This is a genomic window from Stutzerimonas urumqiensis (assembly GCF_003640395.1).
Classification (GTDB): Bacteria; Pseudomonadota; Gammaproteobacteria; order Pseudomonadales; family Pseudomonadaceae; genus Stutzerimonas; species Stutzerimonas urumqiensis.
In genome coordinates, this window is sequence record NZ_RBZQ01000003.1 from 37188 (window position 1) to 62857 (window position 25670).

Annotated in this window: 23 protein-coding genes and 1 tRNA gene; 8 read left to right on the forward strand and 16 right to left on the reverse strand. The window is 66.8% G+C overall.

Annotated features, from left to right (window positions below; all coding sequences use genetic code 11):
• Positions 1–4 precede the first annotated feature (4 nt).
• Entirely contained in the window at positions 5–1030 is a 1026-nt protein-coding gene (gene tsaD, locus D7325_RS06215) for a tRNA (adenosine(37)-N6)-threonylcarbamoyltransferase complex transferase subunit TsaD (RefSeq protein WP_120994689.1), read from the reverse strand.
• Between the two features lie 192 nt (positions 1031–1222).
• On the opposite strand from tsaD, the gene rpsU reads away from it, so the two are divergent.
• The 4 genes from rpsU to D7325_RS06235 all read left to right on the forward strand — a co-directional run bounded on the left by rpsU (position 1223) and on the right by D7325_RS06235 (position 5690).
• Positions 1223–1438: a 30S ribosomal protein S21 gene (gene rpsU / locus D7325_RS06220; RefSeq protein WP_003290642.1), complete on the forward strand. Its 216-nt coding sequence runs from the start codon at positions 1223–1225 to the stop codon at positions 1436–1438.
• Positions 1439–1626: 188 nt separating this feature from the next.
• The gene (dnaG, locus tag D7325_RS06225) at positions 1627–3567 is read left to right on the forward strand and encodes a DNA primase (RefSeq protein WP_120994690.1); all 1941 of its coding nucleotides are present in this window, start codon (positions 1627–1629) and stop codon (positions 3565–3567) included.
• A gap of 68 nt (positions 3568–3635) precedes the next feature.
• Positions 3636–5492 carry an RNA polymerase sigma factor RpoD gene (gene rpoD, locus D7325_RS06230; RefSeq protein WP_120994691.1) on the forward strand — a complete coding sequence of 619 codons (1857 nt, stop codon included), beginning with the start codon at positions 3636–3638 and terminating at the stop codon, positions 5490–5492.
• A gap of 121 nt (positions 5493–5613) precedes the next feature.
• Positions 5614–5690 (forward strand) — tRNA-Ile (locus tag D7325_RS06235).
• A gap of 104 nt (positions 5691–5794) precedes the next feature.
• Here D7325_RS06235 and D7325_RS06240 read toward each other — a convergent pair.
• The 9 genes from D7325_RS06240 to D7325_RS06280 all read right to left on the reverse strand — a co-directional run bounded on the left by D7325_RS06240 (position 5795) and on the right by D7325_RS06280 (position 16000).
• Positions 5795–6562, reverse strand: a complete 768-nt coding sequence (locus D7325_RS06240; RefSeq protein WP_120994692.1) for a TSUP family transporter — start codon at positions 6560–6562, stop codon at positions 5795–5797.
• A gap of 77 nt (positions 6563–6639) precedes the next feature.
• Entirely contained in the window at positions 6640–7833 is a 1194-nt protein-coding gene (locus D7325_RS06245) for a hybrid sensor histidine kinase/response regulator (protein WP_120994693.1), read from the reverse strand.
• A 2-nt stretch (positions 7834–7835) separates the two neighbouring features.
• Positions 7836–8420 carry a chemotaxis protein CheB gene (locus tag D7325_RS06250; RefSeq protein WP_120994694.1) on the reverse strand — a complete coding sequence of 195 codons (585 nt, stop codon included), beginning with the start codon at positions 8418–8420 and terminating at the stop codon, positions 7836–7838.
• Positions 8417–9235, reverse strand: a complete 819-nt coding sequence (locus tag D7325_RS06255) for a CheR family methyltransferase (protein ID WP_120994695.1) — start codon at positions 9233–9235, stop codon at positions 8417–8419. Before D7325_RS06255 ends, D7325_RS06250 begins: the two co-directional genes overlap by 4 nt.
• Positions 9236–12739: a response regulator gene (locus tag D7325_RS06260; protein WP_120994696.1), complete on the reverse strand. Its 3504-nt coding sequence runs from the start codon at positions 12737–12739 to the stop codon at positions 9236–9238. It abuts the gene before it with no gap.
• Between the two features lie 192 nt (positions 12740–12931).
• Positions 12932–13090: a YqaE/Pmp3 family membrane protein gene (locus tag D7325_RS06265; protein WP_120994697.1), complete on the reverse strand. Its 159-nt coding sequence runs from the start codon at positions 13088–13090 to the stop codon at positions 12932–12934.
• A gap of 109 nt (positions 13091–13199) precedes the next feature.
• The gene (locus D7325_RS06270) at positions 13200–14495 is read right to left on the reverse strand and encodes a TRAP transporter large permease (protein ID WP_120994698.1); all 1296 of its coding nucleotides are present in this window, start codon (positions 14493–14495) and stop codon (positions 13200–13202) included.
• Complete coding sequence (locus D7325_RS06275) at positions 14485–14961, reverse strand: TRAP transporter small permease (protein ID WP_120994699.1); 477 nt, start codon at positions 14959–14961, stop codon at positions 14485–14487. The genes D7325_RS06270 and D7325_RS06275 overlap by 11 nt, the downstream gene beginning before the upstream one ends.
• A gap of 40 nt (positions 14962–15001) precedes the next feature.
• Positions 15002–16000, reverse strand: a complete 999-nt coding sequence (locus D7325_RS06280) for a DctP family TRAP transporter solute-binding subunit (RefSeq protein ID WP_120994700.1) — start codon at positions 15998–16000, stop codon at positions 15002–15004.
• Between the two features lie 465 nt (positions 16001–16465).
• Here D7325_RS06280 and D7325_RS06285 point away from each other — a divergent pair, with 465 nt between their 5' ends.
• Positions 16466–17239 carry a PhzF family phenazine biosynthesis protein gene (locus D7325_RS06285; protein WP_281273493.1) on the forward strand — a complete coding sequence of 258 codons (774 nt, stop codon included), beginning with the start codon at positions 16466–16468 and terminating at the stop codon, positions 17237–17239.
• Positions 17240–17250: 11 nt separating this feature from the next.
• On the opposite strand, the gene D7325_RS06290 is transcribed toward D7325_RS06285, so the two are convergent.
• Both D7325_RS06290 and D7325_RS06295 read right to left on the reverse strand, forming a co-directional pair.
• A complete protein-coding gene (locus D7325_RS06290) occupies positions 17251–17442 on the reverse strand; it encodes a hypothetical protein (protein WP_120994701.1) in 192 nt (63 codons plus the stop codon).
• Positions 17435–18319: an MBL fold metallo-hydrolase gene (locus tag D7325_RS06295; protein WP_120994702.1), complete on the reverse strand. Its 885-nt coding sequence runs from the start codon at positions 18317–18319 to the stop codon at positions 17435–17437. Before D7325_RS06295 ends, D7325_RS06290 begins: the two co-directional genes overlap by 8 nt.
• 157 nt (positions 18320–18476) lie before the next feature.
• On the opposite strand from D7325_RS06295, the gene D7325_RS06300 reads away from it, so the two are divergent.
• A complete protein-coding gene (locus D7325_RS06300) occupies positions 18477–18974 on the forward strand; it encodes an LEA/WHy family protein (RefSeq protein WP_120994703.1) in 498 nt (165 codons plus the stop codon).
• Here the strand turns inward: D7325_RS06300 and treF are convergent.
• From treF to D7325_RS06320, 4 genes are all read right to left on the reverse strand, one after another.
• Positions 18965–20590 (reverse strand): alpha,alpha-trehalase TreF, encoded by a 1626-nt coding sequence (treF, locus tag D7325_RS06305; RefSeq protein WP_120994704.1) that lies wholly within the window; start codon positions 20588–20590, stop codon positions 18965–18967. The genes D7325_RS06300 and treF overlap by 10 nt on opposite strands.
• Positions 20587–21354, reverse strand: a complete 768-nt coding sequence (locus D7325_RS06310) for an SDR family NAD(P)-dependent oxidoreductase (RefSeq protein ID WP_120994705.1) — start codon at positions 21352–21354, stop codon at positions 20587–20589. Before D7325_RS06310 ends, treF begins: the two co-directional genes overlap by 4 nt.
• 75 nt (positions 21355–21429) lie before the next feature.
• The gene (ada, locus tag D7325_RS06315; RefSeq protein ID WP_120994706.1) at positions 21430–22524 is read right to left on the reverse strand and encodes a bifunctional DNA-binding transcriptional regulator/O6-methylguanine-DNA methyltransferase Ada; all 1095 of its coding nucleotides are present in this window, start codon (positions 22522–22524) and stop codon (positions 21430–21432) included.
• Between the two features lie 82 nt (positions 22525–22606).
• The gene (locus tag D7325_RS06320; RefSeq protein ID WP_120994707.1) at positions 22607–23512 is read right to left on the reverse strand and encodes a LysR substrate-binding domain-containing protein; all 906 of its coding nucleotides are present in this window, start codon (positions 23510–23512) and stop codon (positions 22607–22609) included.
• 119 nt (positions 23513–23631) lie between these two features.
• Here D7325_RS06320 and D7325_RS06325 point away from each other — a divergent pair, with 119 nt between their 5' ends.
• Together D7325_RS06325 and dkgB are read left to right on the forward strand one after the other, a co-directional pair.
• Positions 23632–24831, forward strand: coding sequence for an MFS transporter (locus D7325_RS06325; RefSeq protein ID WP_120994708.1), 1200 nt, complete (start codon positions 23632–23634; stop codon positions 24829–24831).
• A 37-nt stretch (positions 24832–24868) separates the two neighbouring features.
• Positions 24869–25669, forward strand: coding sequence for a 2,5-didehydrogluconate reductase DkgB (gene dkgB, locus D7325_RS06330; protein WP_120994709.1), 801 nt, complete (start codon positions 24869–24871; stop codon positions 25667–25669).
• Position 25670: the final 1 nt, after the last annotated feature.

The following is a 25670-nucleotide window of genomic DNA, read 5'->3' on the forward strand; positions in this document are numbered from 1 at the left end:
TCGACTACAGCGCAGGCAGGCTCTCCATCGGCCAGCGTGCATGCACTTCGATGGCCGGCCCATCCTGCTGGCCGGCGACCAGCCGCTGGCAACCGGCGTAGGCGATCATGGCGCCGTTATCGGTGCAGAACCGGGGTCGCGCGTAGTGCACCTGACCGCCGATTTCGCCAAGTGCCGCCTCGAGCGAACGCCGCAACGCCCGGTTCGCGCTAACCCCACCGGCGATCACCAGCTGGCTTAGCCCGACCTGTTTCAACGCGCGACGGCACTTGATCGTGAGCGTCTCGACCACCGCCTGCTCGAAGGCCAGGGCGATGTCGCAACGCGTCTGCTCGGAGTCATCCCCGGCTGCGACGCATTGCTGCCAGGTGGTGAGGGTGAACGTCTTCAACCCGCTGAAGCTGAAGTCGAGCCCCGGTCGATCCGTCATCGGCCGGGGGAAGCGAAAGCGACTCGGCGTGCCACGTTCGGCCAGCCGGGCGATTTCCGGCCCGCCGGGATAGCCGAGGCCCAGAAGCTTCGCGGTCTTGTCGAACGCCTCGCCCGCCGCGTCGTCGACGGACTCGCCGAGCAGCCGGTATCGGCCGATGCCGCTCACTTCGACCAGCTGCGTGTGACCGCCGGAAACCAGCAAGGCGACGAACGGAAAGGACGGCGGCGTGGCTTCGAGCATCGGCGCCAGCAGGTGGCCTTCCATATGATGCACACCGACCGCCGGAATGCCCCACGCCAGTGCCAGCGCCTGGGCACAGGACGCGCCGACCAGCAGCGCGCCGACCAGCCCCGGGCCGGAGGTATAGGCAACGGCGTCGATGTCCGTCGATTGCCGGCCGGCCTCGGCCAGCACCTGCCGGATCAACGGCAACATGCGCTTGACGTGATCGCGCGAGGCCAGCTCCGGCACGACTCCGCCATAGATGCGGTGCAGGTCGATCTGGCTGAACAGTGCGTCGGCCAGCAGGCCGCGTTCGCTGTCGTAGAGCGCGACGCCGGTCTCGTCGCAGGACGTTTCAAGCCCCAACACCAACATGAGCCGAACCTCGATCAAAACAAGCCGCGCATACTACTGCCAGCTTCCCGCGACCGGCCAGCGGTTTCCTTCGCCAGACTTTGCAAACGGGCCTCTCAGGGGTTAACATCCGCAACCCTTAAAAACCAGCGTGCTTGTGAGTGTTCCGCCAAAGCGCGTTGCCACCGGTAATCAAGTGAAGGTACGTTCTGGATGCCCGCTGTCAAAGTCAAAGAAAATGAACCCTTCGACGTAGCCCTGCGTCGCTTCAAGCGCTCCTGCGAAAAGGCCGGCGTCCTGGCCGAAGTCCGTAGCCGCGAGTTCTACGAGAAGCCGACCGCCGAGCGCAAGCGCAAGGCCGCTGCCGCCGTCAAGCGTCACGCCAAGAAGGTTCAGCGCGAACAGCGCCGTAGCGTCCGCCTGTACTGATTCAGTACCGCTGATGCGATCCAGGCCCGGCACATGCCGGGCTTTGACGTTTGTGTCTGCCACAAATGCAGGTTGAACGGCCTGCCAGCGCTGGCAACCAGCCTTCCTCATCTACGCGAGCATCCGCTTTTCTATCGAGACGCAGCGATGGATGATGCCTCTCTCGGTCATTCGAGCACCTGCTGATCATGGCTGGCCTGATTCCACAGTCTTTCATCGACGACCTGCTCAATCGCTCCGACATCGTCGAAGTGGTCGGGTCGCGCATTCAGCTGAAGAAGGCCGGGAAGAACTATGTCGCCCGCTGCCCCTTTCATAACGAGAAGACGCCATCGTTCAGCGTGAGCCCGGACAAGCAGTTCTATTACTGCTTCGGTTGCGGTGCCGGCGGCAATGCATTGGGCTTCGTGATGGATCACGACCACCTGGACTTCCCCCAGGCGGTCGATGATCTCGCTCGCCGTGTCGGCCTCGAGGTGCCCAGAGAAGAAGCGAGCGGCCGCAGCAAGCCACGCCAGCCTGTCGACTCGCCGCTCTACCCGCTGCTCGCCGCAGCCGCCGATTACTATCGACAGGCCCTCAAAAGTCACCCCAGCCGCAAGGCCGCCGTGGACTATCTCAAGGGACGCGGACTGACCGGCGTGATCGCACGGGATTTCGGTCTCGGCTTCGCACCGCCCGGCTGGGATCATCTGCTCAAGCACATGGGTGGCGATGCATTGCAGCAGAAGGCCATGATCGACGCCGGCCTACTGATCGAGAACACCGACTCGGGCAAGCGTTACGACCGCTTTCGCGATCGCGTGATGTTCCCGATTCGAGACACCCGCGGACGCATAATCGCCTTCGGCGGCCGCGTCCTCGGCGACGACAAGCCCAAGTACCTCAACTCGCCCGAGACACCGGTCTTCCACAAGGGGCAGGAGCTCTACGGTCTTTACGAGGCCCGCCAGAACAACCGCGACCTCGATGAAATTCTCGTGGTCGAGGGCTACATGGACGTGATCGCACTGGCGCAACAGGGTTTGCGCAATGCGGTCGCGACGCTCGGCACCTCGACCAGCGAAGAACACCTCAAGCGCCTGTACCGCCTGGTACCGAGCGTCGTGTTTTGCTTCGACGGCGACAATGCCGGACGCAAAGCCGCCTGGCGCGCCCTCGAAGCGACCCTGCCGAACCTGCAGGATGGGCGCCGGGCGCGCTTTCTCTTTCTTCCCGAAGGAGAAGACCCCGATACCCTGGTGCGCGCCGAGGGGCCTGATGCCTTTCGCGCACGTCTTCAACAGCAGGCGCAGCCACTTGCCGATTATTTCTTCCAGCAATTGAGCGATGAGGCCGATCCCCGCTCGCTCGAAGGCAAGGCGCACCTGGCGACGCTCGCCGCACCGCTGATCGAAAAGATTCCGGGGGCGAATTTGCGCGCATTGATGCGGCAACGCCTCACGGAGCTGACCGGCCTCAATCCGCAGGCCTTGCAGGAGATCAGCGCCACTCAATCAGCACCCGCGTCGGCACCCGACGATAGCGGCTACTACGACAGCCTGCCTGCCCATGATCATGGCCTGGAGGAATTTTCCGCCCCGCAGCCCAGCTACCAGCAGGAGCGGAAGAAGGGCAGCTGGAAGCAGGACGACCGAGCCAAGGGTGGACGAAAATCCGCTGACCGTGCGCCCCGGAGTCCACGAACGCCGGCACCCGTCGAGCCTCCGACGCTGACCACCCTGCGCACCTTGCTGCACCACCCGGAGCTTGCTCAACGCGTCGAAGACGTCAGCCAGTTCGCCGAAGAAGACGATACCTACACCCAGCTGCTCATCGCCCTGCTCGGCACGCTGCAAAAGAATCCGAAGCTGCGCACGCTGCAATTGCTGGCTCGCTGGCATGGCACCGACCAGGGGCGCCTTCTTCGAGCACTGGCCGCAAAAGAATGGCTGATCTCTGCCGATAACCTTGAACAGCAGTTTTTCGACACCATAACTAGACTTGCCGCACGACAACGCGAACGCAGCCTCGAACGCCTGCTTCGCAAGGCACGTCAAGATGAACTCAGCGCAGAGGAAAAAGACCGCCTGCGCGCCCTGCTCAGTCGCGATGCGACACCTGCTACACCGACCTCAACTGGCGCGTGAGGTCGCTTCTGGGCTATAATGCTCAGCTTATTTTCAGCCCGCCAGAACCTTCAGTTGGATAGGGTTATATGTCCGGAAAAGCGCAACAGCAATCTCGTCTCAAAGAGTTGATCCAGCGTGGCCGTGAGCAGGGATACCTGACTTACGCCGAGGTCAACGACCACCTGCCAGAGGATATTTCCGATCCGGAGCAGGTGGAAGACATCATCCGCATGATCAATGACATGGGCATCAACGTATTCGAGGCTGCCCCGGATGCCGACGCCCTGCTCCTGGCCGAAGCGGATACCGACGAAGCCGCGGCCGAGGAAGCTGCCGCTGCGCTCGCGGCGGTGGAAACCGACATTGGCCGCACGACTGACCCGGTGCGCATGTACATGCGCGAGATGGGCACCGTCGAACTGCTGACCCGCGAAGGCGAAATCGAGATCGCCAAGCGCATCGAAGAAGGCATCCGTGAAGTCATGAGCGCTATCGCTCACTTCCCGGGCACCGTCGACAGCATCCTGTCCGAATACAACCGCGTCACCACCGAAGGTGGCCGGCTTTCCGACGTGCTCAGCGGCTACATCGATCCGGACGACGATGGCGCCGCGGCCCCGCAAGAGGTCGAGCCGGTCGCGCCGCAGGCTGCTGCCAAGCCCAAGAGTGACGACAAGGAAGAGGACGAAGAGGAATCCGACTCCGATTCCGAGGAAGAAGAAGGCGACGGCGGGCCGGACCCGGAGATCGCGCGGCAGCGCTTCGGTGCAGTCGCCGATCAGCTCGAAAAGGCCAACAAGGCGCTGAGCAAGCATGGCCGTGCCAGCAAGCAAGCCACCGCCGAACTGCAGGCGCTGGCCGAACTGTTCATGCCGATCAAGCTCGTGCCCAAACAGTACGACGCGCTGGTCGAACGCGTACGCGGTTCCCTGGCCCAGATTCGCCAGCAAGAGCGCGCCATCATGCAGATCTGCGTGCGCGACGCTCGCATGCCGCGTGCCGATTTCCTGCGCCTGTTCCCCGGCCATGAGACCGACCTCGGCTGGGCCGACCAACTGGCCAGCGGCAAGAGCAAGTACGCGGAAGCGATCGGCAACCTCAAGGGCGAAATTCGCCAGGCGCAGGAAAAGCTGACCGCCCTCGAGAGCGACTGCCGTCTCGCCATCGCCGACATCAAGGACATCAACCGTCGCATGTCCATCGGCGAGGCGAAGGCCCGCCGCGCCAAGAAGGAGATGGTCGAGGCCAACCTGCGCCTGGTGATCTCCATCGCCAAGAAGTACACCAACCGCGGCCTGCAGTTCCTCGACCTGATCCAGGAAGGCAACATCGGCCTGATGAAGGCAGTGGACAAGTTCGAATACCGCCGCGGCTACAAGTTTTCGACGTACGCCACCTGGTGGATTCGCCAGGCGATCACCCGCTCGATCGCTGACCAGGCCCGCACCATCCGCATCCCGGTGCACATGATCGAGACGATCAACAAGCTCAACCGTATTTCCCGGCAGATGCTGCAGGAAATGGGTCGCGAGCCGACGCCGGAAGAGCTTGGCGAACGCATGGAGATGCCCGAGGACAAGATCCGCAAGGTGCTCAAGATCGCCAAGGAGCCGATCTCCATGGAGACGCCGATCGGCGACGACGAGGATTCGCACCTGGGTGACTTCATCGAGGACAGCACCATGCAGTCCCCGATCGACGTAGCCACCGTGGAAAGCCTCAAGGAAGCGACTCGTGAAGTCCTGGCCGGCCTTACCGCCCGTGAAGCCAAGGTCCTGCGTATGCGTTTCGGCATCGACATGAACACCGACCACACCCTTGAGGAAGTCGGCAAGCAGTTCGATGTCACACGCGAACGTATCCGTCAGATCGAAGCCAAGGCCCTGCGCAAGCTGCGCCATCCGACCCGCAGCGAGCACCTGCGCTCGTTCCTGGACGAATAAGGCAGCATCCGCAACGAAGAACCCCGGCCTTGGCCGGGGTTCTTCGTTTTAAGGCGCCGATTACACCGAGACCTCGGTTGGCGCCCCCTGCCCTCGCCGGTATAATCCGCCAGCCTTCTGGGGGCCTATAGCTCAGTTGGTTAGAGCAGAGGACTCATAATCCTTTGGTCCACGGTTCGAGTCCGTGTGGGCCCACCATCTATTCAGCGCCTGAGCGCTTATCTCGGTTGGACTTCGCTACTTCCGCTTTCCAGGCTATTTGCATGCGTGCGTTCGTCGTGCCGCAAGCAAGCAGCACTGCCTCAGAAGTATCCCGCCTGGTACAGGTAGCGACCGATCATGGCGAAGCACACCAGTACGATCACCGGTCGGATCAGGCGCGCGCCGCCGCCGATGACGGCGAGGGAGCCCAGGTAGGCGCCGAGGAGCTGGCCCAGTCCCATCGTCAGGCCGACCAGCCAGATGATCTTGCCGCCCAGCAGGAACACCATCAGAGAGGCGGCATTGCTGGCGAAGTTCATCGCTTTGGCGTGGGCCGTGGCGCGAATGAGCGTGCGGCCGCGCAGGGCGACTTCGCTGAGCGAGAAGAACGAGCCGGTACCCGGCCCGAAGAATCCATCGTAAAAGCCGATCACTGGCACGACGATGCCGGTATGAGCACGGCTGCCCAGTCGAGGGCGTCGCTCGATGTCGCCTGCGCTCGGCGCCAGGAGGAAGTAGAGGGCAATGAAGCCGAGCACGAACGGAATCAGCACCGCCAATGCGGACGCATCGATGAATTGCACGACCAGCGCGCCGAATGCAGCGCCGGTGAAGGACGCGATGCAGGCGGTACGTACCTCGGCAAAGGTCATCTGTCGTTTGCGCAGCAGCGTGAGGGTGGCGGTGAGGCTGCCGAACGTGCCTTGCAGCTTGTTCGTCGCCAGCGCATGAATCGGCGGCAACTGCGCCAGCATCAGGGCCGGGATGGTGATCAGCCCGCCGCCGCCGGCCAGCGTATCGATGAAACCGGCCAGGAAGGCGACACCGCCGAGAAGCAACAGAAGCGAGGGATCGAGCGTGAATTCCATGACAGTCCTTCGTTGGCCCGGCCGCCCGGCCGGCGCCGCTGAAGCCTACGCCGACGACCCCGCAAGAGCCAGCCGGCTCAGGCGGGCGTCAATGGCAGGATCACGCTGAAACAGGCGCCCTTGCCCTCCTCGCTCTGGACCTGGATGCGTCCGCCATGCGCCTTCACGATCTGTTCGGCGATGAACAGCCCGAGGCCGAGGCCCGCGCTCAGCTCGCTGCCTTCGGCGCGCTCGAACTGGCAGAAGATGCGTTGCAGGTTGGCAGGGCTGATACCGATGCCCTGGTCGCGTACGGCGATGCAGACCTCGCCGGGCAGTTCGCGGACGCACACGGCCACCGGCTTGCCGGCGCCATAACGCAGCGCGTTGGTCAGCAGGTTCGCCAGCACCTGTTCGATGCGAAAGGCGTCCCATACGCCCGTGATCGGCGGTGGCGGCTCGAAGGTCAACTCGCAGCCGCGCGCTGCCATCTGCGGTGCGAAGCTTTCGACGACGGTGGCGACCAGCTGGCCGATGTCGACCCGCTGCGGGCGAATCGACAGCTTGCCGGTGCGGATGCGCGACACGTCGAGCATGTCGTCGATCAGGCGGATCAGGCTCTGAATCTGGCGTTCATCCTTGTCGACCATGCGTTGCAGCTGCTCGCGGCCGTAGGGCTGGAAATCCGCCTTGCCGAGCTGCAGCTTGCGCAGTTGCACCTCAAGGATGAGCGTATTGAGCGGCGTCTTCAGTTCGTGCGAGACGATGGACATGAAGTCGTCGCGCATGCGCACGGCCTGCTCCAGCTCGGCCTGGGTATGACGCAGCTCGTCGAGCAAGACTTCCTGCTCGCGACGGCTGCGCTCCAGCGCTTCGAGCTGACGGTCCAGCCGCTTGCGGTTGCGGTACAGATCGACGAACACGCTGACCTTGCTGCGGACCGTGTGCGGATCGAGCGGCTTCTGCATGAAGTCCACCGCACCGCTTTCGTAGCCCTTGAAGGCGTAGTTGAGTTCGCGGCCGGCGGCGCTGACGAAGACGATCGGGATGTGCTTGGTGCGCTCGGTTCCGCGCATCAGCTCGGCGAGCTGAAAGCCGTCCATGCCGGGCATCTGCACGTCCAGGATGGCCAAGGCGAACTCATGCGCGAGCAGCAGTTCCAGCGCCGCCTCCGCCGACTCGGCCTTGTGCACGCGGATGCCGCTGCGCTGCAACAGCGCATCCAGCGCCAGCAGGTTCTCCGGCAAGTCATCGACGATCAGCAGGTTCGCCTCATCATCTCGTTCGAACATGGTCACTCCAGTGAGCGCAGCAACTGCGCAATGCGGCGCAAGGGCAGGACGTGATCGGGCGTGAAACGCTGCAGTGCCGCCCGTGGCATGGTGTCGATCTCCGCTTCGGCCGGGTCCTGCACGACGGTCAGGCCGCCGGCCAGGTGAATGGCTTCCAGCCCGGCGGCGCCATCTTCGTTGGCACCGGTCAGCAGAACGCCGGCGACGGCCGAGCCCCAGGCGTCGGCCGCCGATTCGAACAGGACGTCGATCGACGGCCGGGAAAAATGCACCGGCTCGTCCTGGCTCAAGGACAGCGTCCGGTCCTGCTCGACCAGCAGGTGATAGCCCGGCGGGGCGAAATAGAGCGTGCCGCCTTCGATCGGCTCCTTTTCGTCCGCTTCCTTGACCCGCAGGCCGGTCTTGCGCTGGAAGATTTCGGCAAGCTGCGTCGGCCCGGACGGCGGCACGTGCTGCACCACCAGCAACGGCAGCCGGAAACCGGCCTCGAGCCCGCTGACCAGCACGGACAACGCCTCGAGGCCGCCGGCCGAGGTGCCGATGGCGATCGCATCGATATGGCGAGGTGCGTTGGCAGGCAGGTTCATAGCTTGCGAAAGATCCGTTCCGGCTTCACGAAGGGCTCGAAGCGCTCCGCGCTGGCGGAGAATTCGACCGTTTCCTTGCTGCCGAGGCCCAGGAATCCGCGTCGGCAGAGCGACTCATGGAATAGCCCGAGCGCCCGGTTCTGCAAGCCCTTGTTGAAATAGATCAGCACGTTGCGACAGGAGATCAGGTGCGTCTCGGAAAACACGCTGTCGGTCGCCAGGCTATGGTCGGCGAAGGTCACGCGGCTGCGCAGCGAGCGGTCGAGCAGCACCGAGTCATAGGCCGCCGTGTAGTAGTCGGCGAAGCTCGCCGTGCCGCCCGCCTGCTGGTAGTTGAGCGTGTAGGCGCGCACGTGGCGCATGTCGAAGATGCCTTCGCGGGCGCGCTCGAGCGATCGCGGGTTGATGTCGGTGGCATAGAGCATCGAGCGCTCCAGCAGGCCCTCCTCGTGCAGCAGGATGGCCAGCGAATACACCTCTTCTCCCGTGCTGCATCCGGCGACCCAGATTTTCAGCGACGGGTAGGTCCGCAGCACCGGCACGACGTGCTCGCGTAGCGCCCGGTAGTAGCCAGGGTCGCGAAACATCTCCGTCACCGGGATCGTCAGGTACTGCAGCAGCTCCATGAACGCCTGCGGATCGTCGAGGATGCGCCGCTGCAGCGCACCGACCGACTCGCAGCCGATATGCCGCAACGACAACAGCACCCGGCGCTTGAGCGACGCGCCGGAATAGTCGCGGAAGTCATAGCTGTAGCGATGGTAGATCGCTTCGACCAGCAGTTTCAGCTCGACTTCGACAGGGCTGACAGCCATTTACAGCAGCTCCACCTTCGGCAACCACACCCGGATCAGCGAGAACAGACGGTCCAGATCAATCGGCTTGGCCAGGTAATCGTTGGCGCCCGCCTCCAGGCAGCGCTGCTGGTCGTCCTTCATGGCCTTGGCGGTCACCGCGATGATCGGCAGCTTCTTCAGCCGCTGAATCTTGCGAATCTCCCGGGTCGCGGTGAAGCCGTCCATCTCCGGCATCATGATGTCCATCAGCACCAGGTCGATGTCGCGCTGCGTATCCAGGCGGCTCAGCGCTTCATGCCCGTTGCGGGCGATCTCCACCCGTGCGCCCTTCTGCTCCAGCGCACTGGTCAGCGCGAAGACGTTACGCACATCGTCATCCACCACCAGAATCTTCCGACCCTCGAAGGCCTTCTCCCGGCTTCGCGCGCTTTTCAGCATCTTCTGCCGCTCGGGCGGCATGTCCGACTCGACCTTGTGCAGGAACAGCGTCACCTCGTCGAGCAGCCGCTCGGGCGAGCGTGCGCCCTTGATGATGATCGAGCGCGAGTACTTCATCAGCTCCGCTTCCTCATCGCGCGTCAGGTTGCGCCCGGTGTAGACGATCACGGGCGGGAAGGAGCAGATGTCCTCCTGCGCCATGCGTTCGAGCAGCGCATTGCCGTCCATGTCCGGCAGCTTGAGGTCGATGATCATGCAGTCGAAGACGGTTTCACGCAGCCTCGCCAGGGCTTGCTCGCCAAACTCGACCGCCGTGATCTCGACATCGACGTCGTCGATCAGCCGCGACACGCTCTCGCGCTGGCGGGCATCGTCCTCGACCAGCAGGATGCGCTTGACCTTCTGCGCCAGCTTCGCCTCGAGCCGGCCGAACACCGCCTTGAGGTCGTCGCGCGTGGTGGGCTTGAGCGCATAGCCGACGGCGCCCATGTGCAGCGCGGCTTCCTTGCGGTCTTCGACCGACACGATGTGCACCGGTATGTGGCGGGTCTCGGGGGTTTCCTTCAGGCGCTCCAGCACGGTCAGGCCCGAGTGATCCGGCAGGCGCATATCGAGCAGGATCGCGTCCGGCCGATAGCGCACGGCCGTGTCGAAGCCCTCGTCGGCGCTCTGCGCCAGCAGGCAGCTGTAGCTGAGCTCGTGCGCCAGGTCATAGAGGATGCGCGCAAACTGCGGCTCGTCCTCGACGACCAGCACGCAGCGTTCGAAGGGGTAGCCATCGCGGTCATCGGCCAGACCGCCATCCCGGTCGATTCGCTGCGGCGCTTCAGGTTGAGCGACCTCGGCCGGCGCGCTGATGACCGGCGCGGGCAGGCGGCTTTCGATCGGCGGGGCCGGCGGGGTCAATCGCTCCGGCTCGTCGGCCGGCGCCGAATAGCGCGGCGGCAACAGCAGCGTGAAGGTGCTGCCCTCACCCGGGCGACTCTGCGCCTCGATGCCGCCGCCGAGCAGGCCGGCCAGCTCGCGCGAGATCGACAGGCCCAGCCCGGTGCCGCCATAGCGGCGGTTGGTGGTGCCGTCGGCCTGGCGGAACGCTTCGAAGACCATCGGCAACTGGTCCTCGGCGATGCCGATGCCCGTGTCGCTGACATGGAAGGCGACCTGCCCGCCCGCCGCCGGCGCCACATGCAGCCGGACATGGCCCTGCTCGGTGAACTTGAAGGCGTTGGACAGCAGGTTCTTGAGGATCTGCTCCAATCGCTGGCGATCGGTGAACAGGGTCGCCGGCGAGGCGTCGTCCAGCGTGACCTCGAACGCCAGCCCGCGCTCCATCGCCACGGGAGTGAACAACCGCCGCACGCCTTCGACCAGACGCGTCAGCTGCATCGGCTCGGGATGCACCTCCAGCTTCCCCGCCTCCACCTTGGCGATGTCGAGGATATCGTTGATCAGCGTGAGCAGGTCGTTGCCGGCCGCATAGATCGACTCGGCGTATTGCACCTGGCCGGGCGAGAGATTGCCGTCGCTGTTGTCAGCCAGCAGCTTGGCCAGGATCAGCGAACTGTTCAGCGGCGTGCGCAGCTCGTGGGACATGTTGGCGAGGAATTCGGATTTGTACTGGCTGGCACGTTCCAACTGCTCGGCGCGTTCCTCGAGCATCAGCTGGGCCTCGCGCAGCCGCTCGTTGTTGCGGTCCAGCTCGTCGCGCTGATGCGCGAGGATGCGGGTGTGCTCGGCAAGCTGTTCGTTGGTCTGTTCCAGCTCGGCCTGCTGCTCTTCCAGGTGGGCCTGCGATTCGCGCAGCGCGTTGGACTGCTCTTCCAGCTCCTCGTTGGCGGCGCGCAGTTCCTCCTGCTGGACCTGCAATTCCTCGTTGAGCTGCTGGGTCTCGGCGAGCATCTGCTGCAAGCGCTGGCGGTAACGCGCGGCTTCGATCGCCGAACCGATGCTCGGGGCGATGCGCGCGAGCAGCTCGCCATCGCGCTCGCTCAGCGGCCGCAGGAACCCCAGTTCGATCACGCCGTTGAGTACGCCGCTGTCTTCGATCGGCACGATCATCACCGAGCGCGACGGGCTCTCGCCCAGCGCCGAACTAACTTTCAGGTACCCCTGCGGCAGGTTGTCCAGCACCATCTGCCGCCGTTCCAGCGCGGTCTGCCCGATCAGCCCTTCGCCAAGCGCGAGGGTCTGGTTCTGCTCGCGCTGTTCGTTGTCGTAGCCGAACTCGGCCGCCCGCTTGAGCTGGCCGTCGCGCATCACGTACAGCGCCCCGGCGACGATCCCGAGGTAACGCGACAGGAAGCCCAGCACGCTCTGCCCCAGCACCGGCAACGACAGTTCGCCGATGATCGCCTCGCTCAGCTGTTGTTGGCCGACGCGGTACCAGGCCTGCGCCTCGAGATCGCGGGCATGCGCTTCCTGCTTCTCCAGGGCGTCGCGGTAGGTGCGCGACAGCATCATCAGGTCCCGCCGCCCCGAGATGACCAGCAGGCCGCTGAAAATCAGGCTGAACAGCAGGAAGCTGCCGATCAGCAACGTGCTGACGGTTTCCGAGGTGTCGCTGCGCTGCGCCCGCACCTTGCGCTCAGTCGCGATGAACTCGGACAGCAAGTCGCGCATCTCGGTCACCAGCGCGCGGCCCCGGCCCGATTGCACGTACTCGACGATGGGCAGGCCGTTGCGGCGGCGCTCGATGGCCTCCTGCGCGTAATCCACCCAGCGCAGGTGCAGCGCGCGAATCTGGCGGATGCGCTGCTGCTGCGCCGGGTCGTCTCCGGCAAAGCGCTCCAACTCGTCCAGCCCCGCACGCACTTGCGGCAGGCCGACTTCGTAGGGTTGGAGAAAGCGCTCGTCGCCGGCGATGAGGTAACCGCGCATGCCGGTTTCCAGGTCGATCAGCAGTTTGAACGTCTCATGACCGACCGCCACGCCCTGTACCGAGCGCTCGACCCAGTGGCTGACGTTCAGCAGGTAATAGACGATGGCGCAGAAGAAGAATGCGCTCAGGAAGCCGAACCCCAGCGGGACGGCGACGTTGCGGTTCAGGATGCGCTGGAACTGTTGTTCTTGAGTGGTTTCGCTCATCGGCTGTCCTTTCCGGCCCGCAAGGCGGGTGCGCGGCGGGCGCCGCGGACGTTTTCCGGGAAATCTTGAGTGTTTAGCGCGAAAGAGGTTCCCTTCGCGCCAGATCGAACCGCAGGAAGATACAGGGCGTGCCGCCCGAGCACAAAAAAGCCCGGCATCAATGCCGGGCTATTCGGTGCCGAAGCTCAGGTGTCAGCGCTTGGCGATCACCCAGACCGCGTGGATGATCCCCGGGATGTAGCCGAGGATCGTCAGCAGGATGTTGAGCCAGAAGGCGCCGCCCAGGCCCACTTGCAGGAAGACGCCCAAGGGTGGCAACAGGATCGCGATGATGATGCGGATGATGTCCATGTAGGTCTCCGTCAGGTCTGCTTGGCCCGAATTGGCCTCTAAAAGATCGACCCGACCCTGGCCGCGGGGTTCCTCGGTGGCGCCCGTCAGGCCGGCGCCACCGACTCGATCAGACCGCGTAACCCAGCACCCTCGGCAGCCACAGGGCGATCTCGGGGAACAGCGCCACCAGCAGCAGCGCGCAGCCCATCGTCACGACGAACAGGCAGGCCCAGCCGATGGTCTGCTCCAGCCGGATCTTCGCCACCTCGGTCGTGACCATCAGGTTGATCGCCACCGGCGGGGTGAACTGGCCGATGGCGATGTTCATCGCCAGCAGGATGCCGAACCACACCGGATTCCAGCCGAAGTGCTGCATCACCGGGATGAGGATCGGCATCAGGATCAGGTAGATCGAGATGGCATCGAGCAGCATCCCCGCCAGCAGCACGGCGATCATCACCAGCAGGAGCAGCACGGCGCCGTCGTCGGACAGCGAGATCATCCACTCGGCCAGATGGCGGAAGGTGCCGAGCAGGGTGCCGGCCCAGGCGAAGATGCCGGCCAGCGCGATGATCAGCATGACCACACCCGAGACCACCGCCGCCTCGCCGCACAGGCGCCACAGGCTGCGCCAGTCCAGCTCGCGGGTGACGAACAGGCCGATCGCCACGCCGTAGGCGACGCCGGCTACCGCGGCTTCCGTCGGGGTGAACAGGCCGCTGCGCAGGCCGCCGAGGATCAGCACCGGCGCGAACAGCGCCGGCAACGCCTGCCGGAAGCTCTCGCCCAGCGGCGGCCGCTCGACCCCTTCGGGCGATTCCCAGCCATAGCGGCGCGACAGCAGCCAGGCCGGCACCAGCAGCACCAGGCCCGCGAGGATGCCGGGGAACAGGCCGGCGGCGAACAGCGCGCGCAGGTCGACGCCGGGCACCACGATCGAATAGAGGATCAGCGCGATCGACGGCGGAATCAGGATGGCGGTCGACGCCGAGGCCGCGATCAGCGTCGCCGAGAACGGCTTCGGATAGCCGGCCTTGGTCATGCTCGGGATCATCACCATCGCCACCGCCGCAGCATCCGCCGGGCCGGAGCCGCTCATGCCGCCCATGATCAGGCACACCAGCACCGCCACCAGCGCCAGCCCGCCGTGTCGCGGGCCGATCAAGGCCTGGGCGAAGCGCACCAGACGCAGCGCCACGCCGGACTTCTCGAACACCAGCCCCGTCAGGATGAACAGCGGAATGGCGATCAGCGGGTACTTCGCCACGCCGTTGAAGGTGTTGGTGCCCAGCGTGGCGAGCATGTCCGGCGTCAGCCCAGCCAGAATGCCGATCGCACCGGACAGCCCCAGTGCGAAGGCCACCGGCACACCCAGCACCAGCAGCGCGAGAAAGCTCAGCAGCATCCAGAGGTCAGGGCTCATCGGACAGCCTCCCGCGCAGCCGGTCGAGGGTCATCTGCGTCAAGCGCACCAGCATCGCCAGCGACAGCAGGGGCAGCCACACCACGTACCACCAGTTCGGCAGGCCCAGGCCTGGCGACTCTGATTCCCACTGATACTCTTCCAGCGCAAATTGCGCGCCGTACCAGATCACCAGCCCCAGTACCAAGGCGGCTGCAAGCCATTGCAGCAGAATCAGCGGCATGCGCAGCCGCGGAAACAGCCGCTCGATCAGGCCGATACGGATGTGCCGGTTACTGCGCAGCGCCACCGAGGCGCCGGCGAAGGTCAGCACGACCAGGAGGAAGACCGACAGCTCCTCGGTGAAGGCGAAGGAGGCGTCGGTGAAATAACGAACGACGACGTTGGCCAGGCTGATCACCCCGATGATGACCAGCGCCAGCGTCGCCAGTGCGCGCTCGAGGCGCGCATCCGGTTTGTTGCTCATGATTGACCTCGTGTCCCGGTGGCCGACCACCGGGTACTGCTCACGGCTGGGCGATGGCCTGGCGGGCCGCTTCGACCAGTTCTTCGCCGATCTTCGGCGTCCACTGTTCGCGGACCGAAGCGGTCGCATCGCTGAACGCCTGGCGCTGCGCGTCGGTCAGCTCGGCCACCTCGACGCCACGGGCGCGGATATCGTCCAGTCGCTTGGCTTCCAGCGAACGGGACAGTTCGATCTCCCACTCGCCGGCGTCGATCGCGGCCTGGCGCAGCAGTTCGCGGTCCGCTTCGGGCAGGCCCTTCCAGACGCGCTGGTTGACCGCGAAGATCAGCGGATCAGCCATGTAGTGCCAGAGCGTCAGGTGCTTCTGGCCGACCTGGTCGATGCGCGCCACGTCGAACACCGACAGCGGGTTCTCCTGCCCGTCGACGGCGCCGGTGGTCAGCGCCGGCTTGGCGTCGGCCCAGCTCATCTGCGTCGGGTTGGCGCCCAGCGCGGTGAAGGTGTCCTGGAACAGCGGCGAGCCGACCACGCGAATCTTCAGCCCGGCGAGATCGGCCGGCGTCTGGATCGGGCGAACCGAGTTGGAGAGTTCCCGGAAGCCGTTCTCGCCCCAGGCCAGCGGGACGATGCCGCGCTTGTCGATGGCGGCGAAGGCCATTTCGCCGGGCTTGCCACCGGTGATGGCGTCCAGGTCGGCGCTGTTCTGCATCAGGAACGGCAGCGAGAAGAGGTTCAGTTCCGGCACCTGCGGCGACCAGTTGATGGTCGAGCCGACGGCCATGTCGATCAGGCCGGAACGCATGGCGGAGAACTCCTTGGTCTGGTCCCCGGCGACCAGCTGGGCGTTCGGATAGACGCGCAGGGTGATGCGGCCCTCGGAGCGTTCGTTGACCAGATCGGCCCACTTCTGCGCCGCCTGCCCCCAGGGGAAGGCATCGGACAGCACGGTGGAGACGGAGTATTCGCGCGCCTGGGCCGACGCGGCGGCGGTCAGCGCGGTGGCAGCGGCCAGTGCCGCGAAGAAGCGAGTCAGTTTCATGGGGCGTCCTTGTGGATCCAGTCTTGTTGTATGAACGACCGTGGGCCGGCAGGCGCACGGCAGACCCGAGGCAGCGGAGTGAGCTGCCGGCGCGCCGGATAGACGCAAGACGGGGGACGCCGGGTCCGAGGGGGTGGCTCGGTGGCAGGGTGGCGTCGGGAGGGCGAACGCCTCGTGAGCGGCGCCGGGCCGGCGGGTGAGCCGGCCGGTCACTATCGCAGAAGGCGCCAGCCGATGCCATTGGCCAAACGCCGTCCCGCCGGGTTTGCACCACCGACGGCTGCAACAGTTCTCGCGCGCCGCTGTACCGCACCACCCGCACGGCGCTGGGCTAGAGTGCAGGCAGCCCTCGCCGCCCGGAGCCACCCATGCGCCAGTACCGCTATCGCCTGCTCAACGTCTTCGCCGAATCGACCTTCGGCGGCAATCCGCTCTGCGTGTTCGAGGATGCGCGCGGCCTGAGCGATGCGGAAATGCTGGCCTTGGCGCGGCAGTTCCAACCTCTCGGAAACCACCTTCGTGCTGCCCAGCGACCGGGCCGATGCGCGGGTGCGGATCTTCGCGCCCGGCTACGAGATGCGCTTTGCCGGCCATCCGACGCTGGGGACCGCCGAGGTGGTGGCGCCTGGCCGACGGGCGCAGCTGGAATTCGCGGTCGGCGTGGTGCCGGTGGAATGCGACGGCTCGGTGCGCACCTTCACCGCTCCGGTCGACCAGGTGCCGACGCTGCGTCCGGTCGACCTGCCGGCCGCGGCCGTCGCCGCCTTGCTCGGCCTCGATGAAGGCGACCTCGCCGCCGCGCCCTGCTGGGTCGATACCGGCGCCGACCAGCTGCTGATCCCCGTGCGCACGCGCCAGGCGGTGGAACGCGCCCAGCCGGACTCGACCCGCATGGCGCAGTGGCCGCTGTCGAGCCTGGAGAGCCGCACCGGTTATGTGTTCGCGCTCGGCGACAGTGTCGATGGGCGCACCGAGGTGGATGCCCGCTTCTTCTTCACGACGCGCGGCAGCGACGTAGTCGAGGACCCGGGCACCGGGTCGGCCTGCGCCAACCTCGGCGGCTGGCTGCTGGCGCACGGTCATGCCGCCCGTTCGCTGCGCATTCGTCAGGGCGCGCAGATCGACCGGCCCTGCACCCTGCTCCTGGACATCGAACCGCCGCATGGCATCCGGGTCGGCGGTCGGGTACTCGAGCTGGGCCGCGGTGTCGTCTCGCTGCCGGATGAGCCGGCCGCCTAGAAGGTCCGGGTCTAGAAGGTCCGGGTATTGTCCGCGTCGGTCGGTCGGGCGCGACGCTTGCGGCGGATGTTGACCAGCGACAGCACCGCCAGCGAGCCCATCAGGCCGGCCATGTTGTAGTTGCCAAGCCCCAGGAAGGCGATGGACGCCAGGGCGCTGCTGACCAGCCCGATCCAGCGGACCGCGGCGAGCGCCTTATCCATCGTGCCGCGTACTCTCGGCCGGCGCCTGCTGCGATGCGTCGCCCGACATTTCACCCGCTTGCATACGCTCCAGCTCCAGGGCGTCGTGGCTGCAGAACAGCGTGACCTTCTGCTTGTGCTCCATCGACAGGGTCCAGAGCCGGTGCTGGTTGGCCAGCCGCGCCGTGCGATCGACCTCCATCATCCGTTGGTAGAGCTTGAGGCCCGGCGTGCAGTGCCGCGTCGTTCGGCCCACCTCGTCGCGGTAGAAGTAGGCGTCACCGGCATGCAGCAGCCAGCCGGCGCCGGTGTCGATCGCCACGCCGGCATGGCCGTGGGTATGGCCGGTCAGCGGGACCAGCAGGATCTCCGGCGGCAACCCGTCGAGCCCCTGCACCGTCTGGAAGCCGAACCAGGTATCGCCGCCGGGCTCGTAGAAATGCCAATGCCGCACGTGTTCCCACTGCCGGTGCCGATAACGGTTGCGCCCGAGCAGGCTGTGCGTCTGGCGCGCCGCGTCGATCTCGCGTTGCAGCACGTGCACCTGCGCGTTGGGGAAGTCGGACAGCCCGCCGGCATGGTCGAAATCCAGGTGCGTCAGCACGATATGGCGCACGTCGGCCGGGTCGAAGCCGCGCTGGCGCACCTGTTCCAGCGCCGTGTAGCGGTGCTCGAACCGGATGTTGTTGAAGGCGATGAAGAACGGACTCAGCCGCTCGCGGGGTCGCTGCACGTCGCAGGCCCCGAAGCCGGTGTCGACCAGCACCAGCCCGTGGGCCTCGGTCTCGATGAGCAGGCAATGACAGACCAGGCTCGCGGTCAGCCCCTTGCTGAAGCCATCGAACCAGGCGCCCCCGAGGGGACACATACAGCCGCAGTTCAGGTGATGGATGCGCATGGCTCTCCCCCGTCGGTCGCTCACCGGCCGCGTGCAATACGCCGCCCCTGTCTGTTCAGAGGCGTGGCGGCAGGGCGAGTTCAGCCATATCGGGCCGCGTTGAGCGGATCGCGCGACGACGTGTCGAATGCCCTGTCCGGTCCCGAGGAGCTGCGCCATGCCATCGTCCCTTTCACCGTCGATCCGCCTGCTGCGCGCCCTGCCGCTGTGGCTGTTCATCCTGCTGCTGGGCGGCTGCGCGCTGTTCGGCTCGCGCGATCCTTTGAACGTGCAGGTGGCCGGCATCGAGCCGTTGCCCGGCGAGGGGCTCGAACTGCGCCTGGCCGTCGAGCTGCGGGTGCAGAACCCCAACACCACGCCCGTCGACTACGACGGCCTGGCGCTGGAGCTGGAGGTCAACGGCCAGCCGCTGGCCAGCGGCGTGAGCGATGCCAGCGGGACGGTGCCGCGCTTTGGCGAACGGGTGATCCGGGTGCCGATGACGGTTTCCGCCTTCGCGGCGGCGCGGCAGGCGTTCGCGCTCGGCAGCCTCGACCCGACCGAACCGCTGCCCTACGTGCTGCGCGGCAAGCTGGCCGGCGGCGCCTTCGGCGTGCACCGTTTCGTCGAGCGCGGCGCGCTGGACCTCGGCGGCGCGCTGTCGCCCTATCGCTGACGGCCGCGGCTGTCCTCGTGCCGTGAGCAGGCGGCCCGGCACTGGCCGGCGCCGTGCGCCGGGTCTTCGGCCAACAGCTGGCGGGTGACGCCGTTGGTCCAGCCGAAGCCATCCTGCAACGGGTATTCGCCGCCGGCGGCATGTTCGACCGTCGGGCGCAGCACGTACTTCTCCACCAGCTTGCCTTCGTGCCGGTAGAGCTCGGCGACGATGGTCAGCCAGCGGTGTTCGATCTCCCGCGACAGGTCGCGATGCCCGTAGCGCTCGAAGCCGCGGATGGCCATCCACTGCAACGGCGCCCAACCGTTGGGCCGGTCCCACTGCTCGCCGGAGCCCGCGACTTCGGTGGTCGAGAGCCCACCCGGTGCCAGCAGCCGGTAGCGCACGGTGTCGGCAATGCGCGTCGCCTGCGCGGCGCTCGCGAGGTTGACGTACAGCGGCACCACGGTCGCGGCGGTCAGGTTGTCGCGTGGCTGGCCGAGCGCCCAGTCGTAGTCGAAATAGGCGCCGTGCTCGTCACACCACAGGTAGCGGTCGATGGCCTGCCGACGACGCTCGGCCTTTTCGCCGAAGCGCTTGGCGCAGGCGTCGTGACCCTTGACCGCGCTGAGCCGGGCGATCTGCGTCTCGAGCTTGTAGAGCAAGGCGTTGAGGTCGATCGGCACGATGGCGGTGGTGCGAATCGTCGACAGCCGGTGCGGATCCGCCAGCCAGCGCGAGCTGAAGTCCCAGCCCGACTCGGCCCCGGCGCGCAGGTCGCGGTAGACCTCCCGCGCCGGCCGATCGCTCTCTTCGGCGGTGTGCACATCCTCCCGATAGGATTCCTCGCGCGGCGTGTCGCGATCGTCCCAGTAGCGATTGAGCACCACGCCGTCAGCCAGGCACACGCAGCGGCGATAGCACTCGCCGGGCCGCAGCCCGTCGGCGCCGTCCATCCAGTAGGCGTACTCCTTGTGCAGTTGCGGCAGGTAGTCGGTCGCACGGTGGATGCCGCGCAGGTCGAACAGGTCGGTCATCAGCGCGAACACCGGCGGCTGCGAACGCCCGAGGTAGTAGGTGCGGTTGCCGTTGGGCACGTGCCCGTAGGTGTCGATCAGGTAGGCGAAGTTGTCGGCCATCGCCCGCAGCAGTTCGCACTCGCCGCTGGCATCGAGGCCCAGCATGGTGAAGTACGAATCCCAGTAGTACAGCTCGGTGAAGCGCCCGCCGGGGACCACGTAGCGGTACGGCAGCGGCAGCAGCGAGGAGCGCGGCGGATGGCGCCGCGGCTCGCGCGTCAGCACCGGCCAGAGCGAATCGATGTGCTCGATCAGGCTGGCATCCGGGTCGGCGACGAAATCGCTCGGCGCCATGCGGAAGCGATCGAAATTGCGCTGCACGAAGGCCCTGAGATCAAAGCCCGGCCGGCCGCTCTGGTCGCGGTAGTCCGCCAGAATGCGCTCGGGATGGCGCTTGGGCTCGCAGTCGACGAAGGTCTTGCTGTCTTCGAACACCCCGCCCATCTGCACCGCGACGAACAACTCCTGATAGCGCTCGGCGGGGGTCAGCGTGTCGGCCGGGCTGATGCCGGCCACCTCGCGGTCGGAGGCCGCGTCGATCGGTTCGTGCGTGGTCATTGTTCGCTGTAGTTCCAGAGCAGTCCGCCGTCGACCACCAGGGTCGCGCCGGTGATGTAGTCGGCTTCGTTGGAAGCCAGAAAGGCCACGGCGCCGGCGACGTCGCGCGGCTGGCCGAGACGCCCGGCCGGGATCTGACCCAGCAGCGCGGTGAGCTTTTCGGGCTGCTGCATCAGGGTCCGGTTGATCGGCGTCTCGATGGCACCGGGCGCGACGTTGTTGACGGTGATCCCGAGCGGCGCGAGTTCCAGCGCCAGGTTGCGCATCAGCATCTTCATGCCGCCCTTGCTGGCGCAATAGCTGGTGAAGTTGGGAAACGGCAGTTGCTCGTGCACCGAACTGTTGTTGATCACCCGCCCGCCCTGGCCGACCTCGCGGCGATGCCGGGCAAAAGCCTGGGTGGCGAAGAAGGCGCCCTTGAGGTTCACCTGCATGACGAGGTCGTAGTCGGCTTCCTCGACGTCGAGAAAGGCGGCGTGGCGCTGGACGCCGGCGTTGTTGACGAGGATGTCGAGCCGCCCCATGCGGGCGACGCCTTCGGCCACCAGGCGGCGGCAGTCGTCGACGCGCGAAACATCGGCGGCGATGTAGCAGGCGCGGCGGCCGGTGGCCAGCACCGCCTCGAGCGCCGCGCGCCCCTGCTCGTCTTCCTCGCGCGCGTTGAGCACGACATCCGCGCCCTCCTCGGCCAGACGCAGCGCGATGCCGCGCCCGATGCCCTGGGAACTGCCGGTGACCAGCGCCACCCGGTTCTGCAATTTCATCGTCGGCTCCTTCGTCTGGGTGTTCGTCTGCGGTCCTTCATCAGACGGAGTCGCTCCGGCACCGTTCCCCAGCGTTCAGGCATCGGCCTCGCTGCGCCGCGCGGCCTCGCGCTCGAGCAGCAGCCGCTTGCGCTCGATACCCCAGCGATAGCCCGACAAGGCACCGTCATGGCGAACCACCCGGTGACAGGGCACCGCCACTGCCAGCCGGTTGGCCCCGCAGGCCTGGGCCACGGCACGCACGGCCTTCGGCGCGCCGATGCGGTTGGCGATCTCGGTGTAACTGACGGTCTGTCCCGCCGGGATCTCGCGCAGCGCCTGCCAGACGCGCTCCTGGAAGGCCGTGCCGCGCAGGTCCAGCGGCAGCGCCAGGCCGATCTCCGGCGCCTCGACGAAGCCGACCACCTGCGCCACACGCTGCTCGAACGCGGCATCGCCGCCGACCAGCTCGGCCCGCGGGAAACGGTCCTGCAAGTCGCGCAGCAACAGTTCCGGGTCATCGCCAAGGAGGATGGCGCAGACGCCGCGCTCGCTTTCGGCGACGACGATCGCACCCAGCGCACATTGCGCCGCGGCAAAGCGGATGGACTGCCGCGCGCCGCCGCTGCGGTAGTCGGCCGGGGACATGCCGAGCAGGCCGTCGGCCGCTTCGTAGAGCCGGCTGCTGGAGCCGAAGCCGGCCGCGTACAGCGCGTCGGTCACCGACGGCGCGCTCGCCAGCCCGTCGCGCAGGCGCCGTGCCCGGTGCGCCGCGGCGTAGGCACGCGGGGTCAGGCCGGTCACGGTCTTGAACAGGCGATGGAAGTGGTACGGGCTCAGGTTGGCCTCGCGGGCCAGCGCCGGCAGGCCCGGCAGGCGCTCGCTGGCCTCGATCAACCGGCAGGCCCGCGCCACCGCCTCGGCCTGCGCGGCTTCACGCTGGGCCGGCGCGGCGCGCTTGCCAGGCCGGTAACCCGCGGCCTCGGCCGCCTCGGCACAGGCGAAGAACTCGACGTTTTCCGGGCGGGGCAGGCGTGTTGCCGTGCCGGGTCGAGCGTAGAGCCCGGTCGATTTGACGGCATAGACGAAGGCGTCCTGGTGGCGCGGATCGCGGCTGATCAAGGCCTGCCAGCGCGGGTCGGCCTCGACCGGATGGGACGCGACGGTCGCGGCGGAACGGCTTTCTTTCATGGGGCGGTCTCTCCATCTGCTGGAGCGAGCATGGCCGATCGACGGGGGCGCTGCACTCCGACTCTTGCGCGGCGAATGCCGGTCATGTCGCCGTCCAGCCGCTCGCCGGCAGTCGCTCGCCGAGAAAGTCCAGCAGGCAGGCGATGCGCGAGGCCAGCGTCGTGTTGCGGTAGTACACCGCGTGGATCGGCTGGCGTTCTTCGCGCGTGTGCTCGGCCAACACCTGCACCAGCGCGCCCGCTTCGCGATCGGCGCAGGTCATGAAGTCCGACAGGCAGACGATGCCGGCGCCGGCCAGCGCCAGTTGCCGCAGGGTCTCGCCGCTGGAGGCCATCAGCGTCGGGGCGATCGTCCAGCTGTCGCCGAAGGCATGGCGCAACGGCCAGCGGTTGAGGTGCTCCGGCTGGCTGAAGCCGAGCAGGCTGTGCCCGGCGAGCGACTCGACGGTCGCCGGGGCGCCGTGCCGCGCGAGGTAGTCAGGGCTGGCCAGCACCCGCACCCGGCTGCTCGCCAGCGCCCGCGCGTGCAAGCTGGAATCCTGCAGGTTGCCGATTCGCAGGGCCACGTCGGTGCGCTGTTCGATCAGGTCGATGATGCGATCGCTGCTGTGCAGTTCGAGCTGGATGTCGGGGTAGCGCGCCCGGAAGTCCGCGACCAGCGGGACGACCACATGCAGCATGAACGGCGAGGCGGCATCGACCCGCAGGCGTCCGGCCGGCCGCTCGCGCCGCACGGCCATCAGCTCCTCGGCTTCCTCCACCGACGCCAGGATGCGGCGCGCCTGTGCCAGGAAGACCGCGCCCTCCTCGGTCAGCTCCAGGCGCCGGGTGGTGCGCCGGATCAGCGTCACGCCGAGCTTGCGCTCGAGCCGCCCGAGCGCCCGGCTGATGCCCGAGGTGGTCTGGCCCGCCTGCTCGGCCGCCGCGCTGATCGAGCCGGCGTCGATCACCCGGGTCAGCGCCTGGAGCTCATCGAGTGTGGTTTGCATGGGCGGCTCCTCATGGGCGTTTGTTGACTTCCAGTCAAGGATGATTGGCCGATGACCGGGTTTTTCCGCACGAGTCTGGCGCCGACACTGCGCGCCATCAACCCATGCGGAGACACACCATGCCCCTCGCCCTGCTGGCGCTCACCTTGAGCGCCTTCGCCATCGGCACGACGGAGTTCGTCATCGTCGGCCTGATCCCCACCATCGCCGCCGACCTCGGCGTCAGCCTGCCCTCGGCGGGCCTGCTGGTCAGCCTCTACGCGCTGGGCGTCGCGGTCGGCGCGCCGCTGCTCACCGCGCTCACCGGACGCCTGCCACGCAAGACGCTGCTGCTCGGGCTGATGGTGCTGTTCACCCTGGGCAACCTGCTGGCCTGGCAGGCACCGAGCTACGGCTCGCTGATCCTCGCGCGCATCGTCACCGGCCTCGCGCATGGCGTGTTCTTCTCGATCGGCTCGACGATCGCCACCGGCCTGGTGAGCAAGGACAAGGCGGCCGGCGCCATCGCGACGATGTTCACCGGGCTGACCGTCGCGCTGGTGACCGGCGTGCCGCTGGGCACCTTCATCGGCCAGCATTTTGGCTGGCGTGAAACCTTCCTGCTCGTCTCGGGGCTCGGCGTGCTGGCGTTCATCGGCAGCCTGCTGTTCGTGCCCGGCACCCTTCGCCACAGCCCGCCGGCGTCGGTGCTGCGGCAATTGGCGGTGCTCAAGTCGCCGCGTCTGTTGCTGGTCTATGCGATGACCGCGATCGGCTACGGCGGCAGCTTCACCGCCTTCACCTTTCTCGCGCCCATCCTGCAGGACGTCACCGGCCTGCCCGCTGGCGCAGTGAGCCTGGTGCTGCTGGTCTACGGCGTGTCGGTGGCGGTGGGCAATCTCTGGGGCGGCAAGCTGGCCGACCGGCGCGGGCCGATCCCGGCGCTGCTGCTGATCTTCAGCCTGCTCGCCGCGGTGCTGCTGGCGTTCACCTTCACCGCGGCAACGCCCTGGCTGGCGGTCGTCACGGTGCTGCTGTGGGGCGCCGTCGCCTTCGGCAACGTGCCCGGTTTGCAGCTGTATGTAGTGCGCCAGGCCGAACACCATGCGCCGCATGCGGTCGATGTGGCGTCAGGGCTGAACATCGCCGCCTTCAACCTCGGCATCGCCGGAGGCGCCTGGCTGGGCGGGCACATCGTGGCATCGCTCGGCCTCGTCCATACCGCCTGGATCGGCGCGCTGGTGGTGCTGGGCGCCGTGGCGCTGACCGCCTGGAGCGGCCGGCTCGACCGGCAGGATGCCGCCCCTGCCCCGCTCGGCAGCGCGCCCGCCTGCCCCTGAACAGACCTCTGAACCCAACACCACAGGAGACACCTGAATGAGCATTCCCGCCTTCGGCCTCGGCACCTTTCGCCTGAAAGACCAGCAGGTCATCGACTCGGTCCGCACCGGCCTCGAGCTTGGCTACCGGCACATCGACACCGCGCAGATCTACGGCAACGAGGCCGAGGTCGGCCAGGCCATCGCCGAGAGCGGCGTGCCGCGCAGCGAGCTGTTCATCACCACCAAGATCTGGACCGACAACCTCGGCCAGGACCGCCTGCGCGCCAGCCTGGAAGAAAGCCTGGAGAAGCTGCGTGTCGACCGGGTCGACCTCACGCTCATCCACTGGCCATCACCGAAGGATGCGCTGGCGGTCGCCGACTACCTCGGCCGTCTGCTGGAGGCCAAGGAGCAAGGGCTGACCCGGCTGATCGGCGTCTCCAACTTCACCGTCGCGCACATGCGGCAGGCCATCGCGGCGGTCGGTGCCGAGCACATCGCGACCAATCAGGTCGAGATTCACCCCTTCCTGCAAAACCGCACGGTGGCCGACTTCGCCCACCGGCACGGCATCCACCTCACCGCCTACATGCCGCTGGCCTACGGCAAGGTGATGCAGGAGCCGGTGTTGCAGCGCATCGCCGACACGCACGACGCCAGCCCGGCACAGGTGTCGCTCGCCTGGCTGCTGCAACAGGGCTACGCGGTGATTCCGTCCTCGACGCGGCGCGAGCACCTGGAAAGCAACCTGGCGGCGCAGCGCCTCACGCTCAGCGAGCAGGAGATGGCCGACATCGCCACGCTCGACCGCGGCGAACGCCTGGCCAATCCGGGCTTCGCTCCGCAGTGGGATTGAG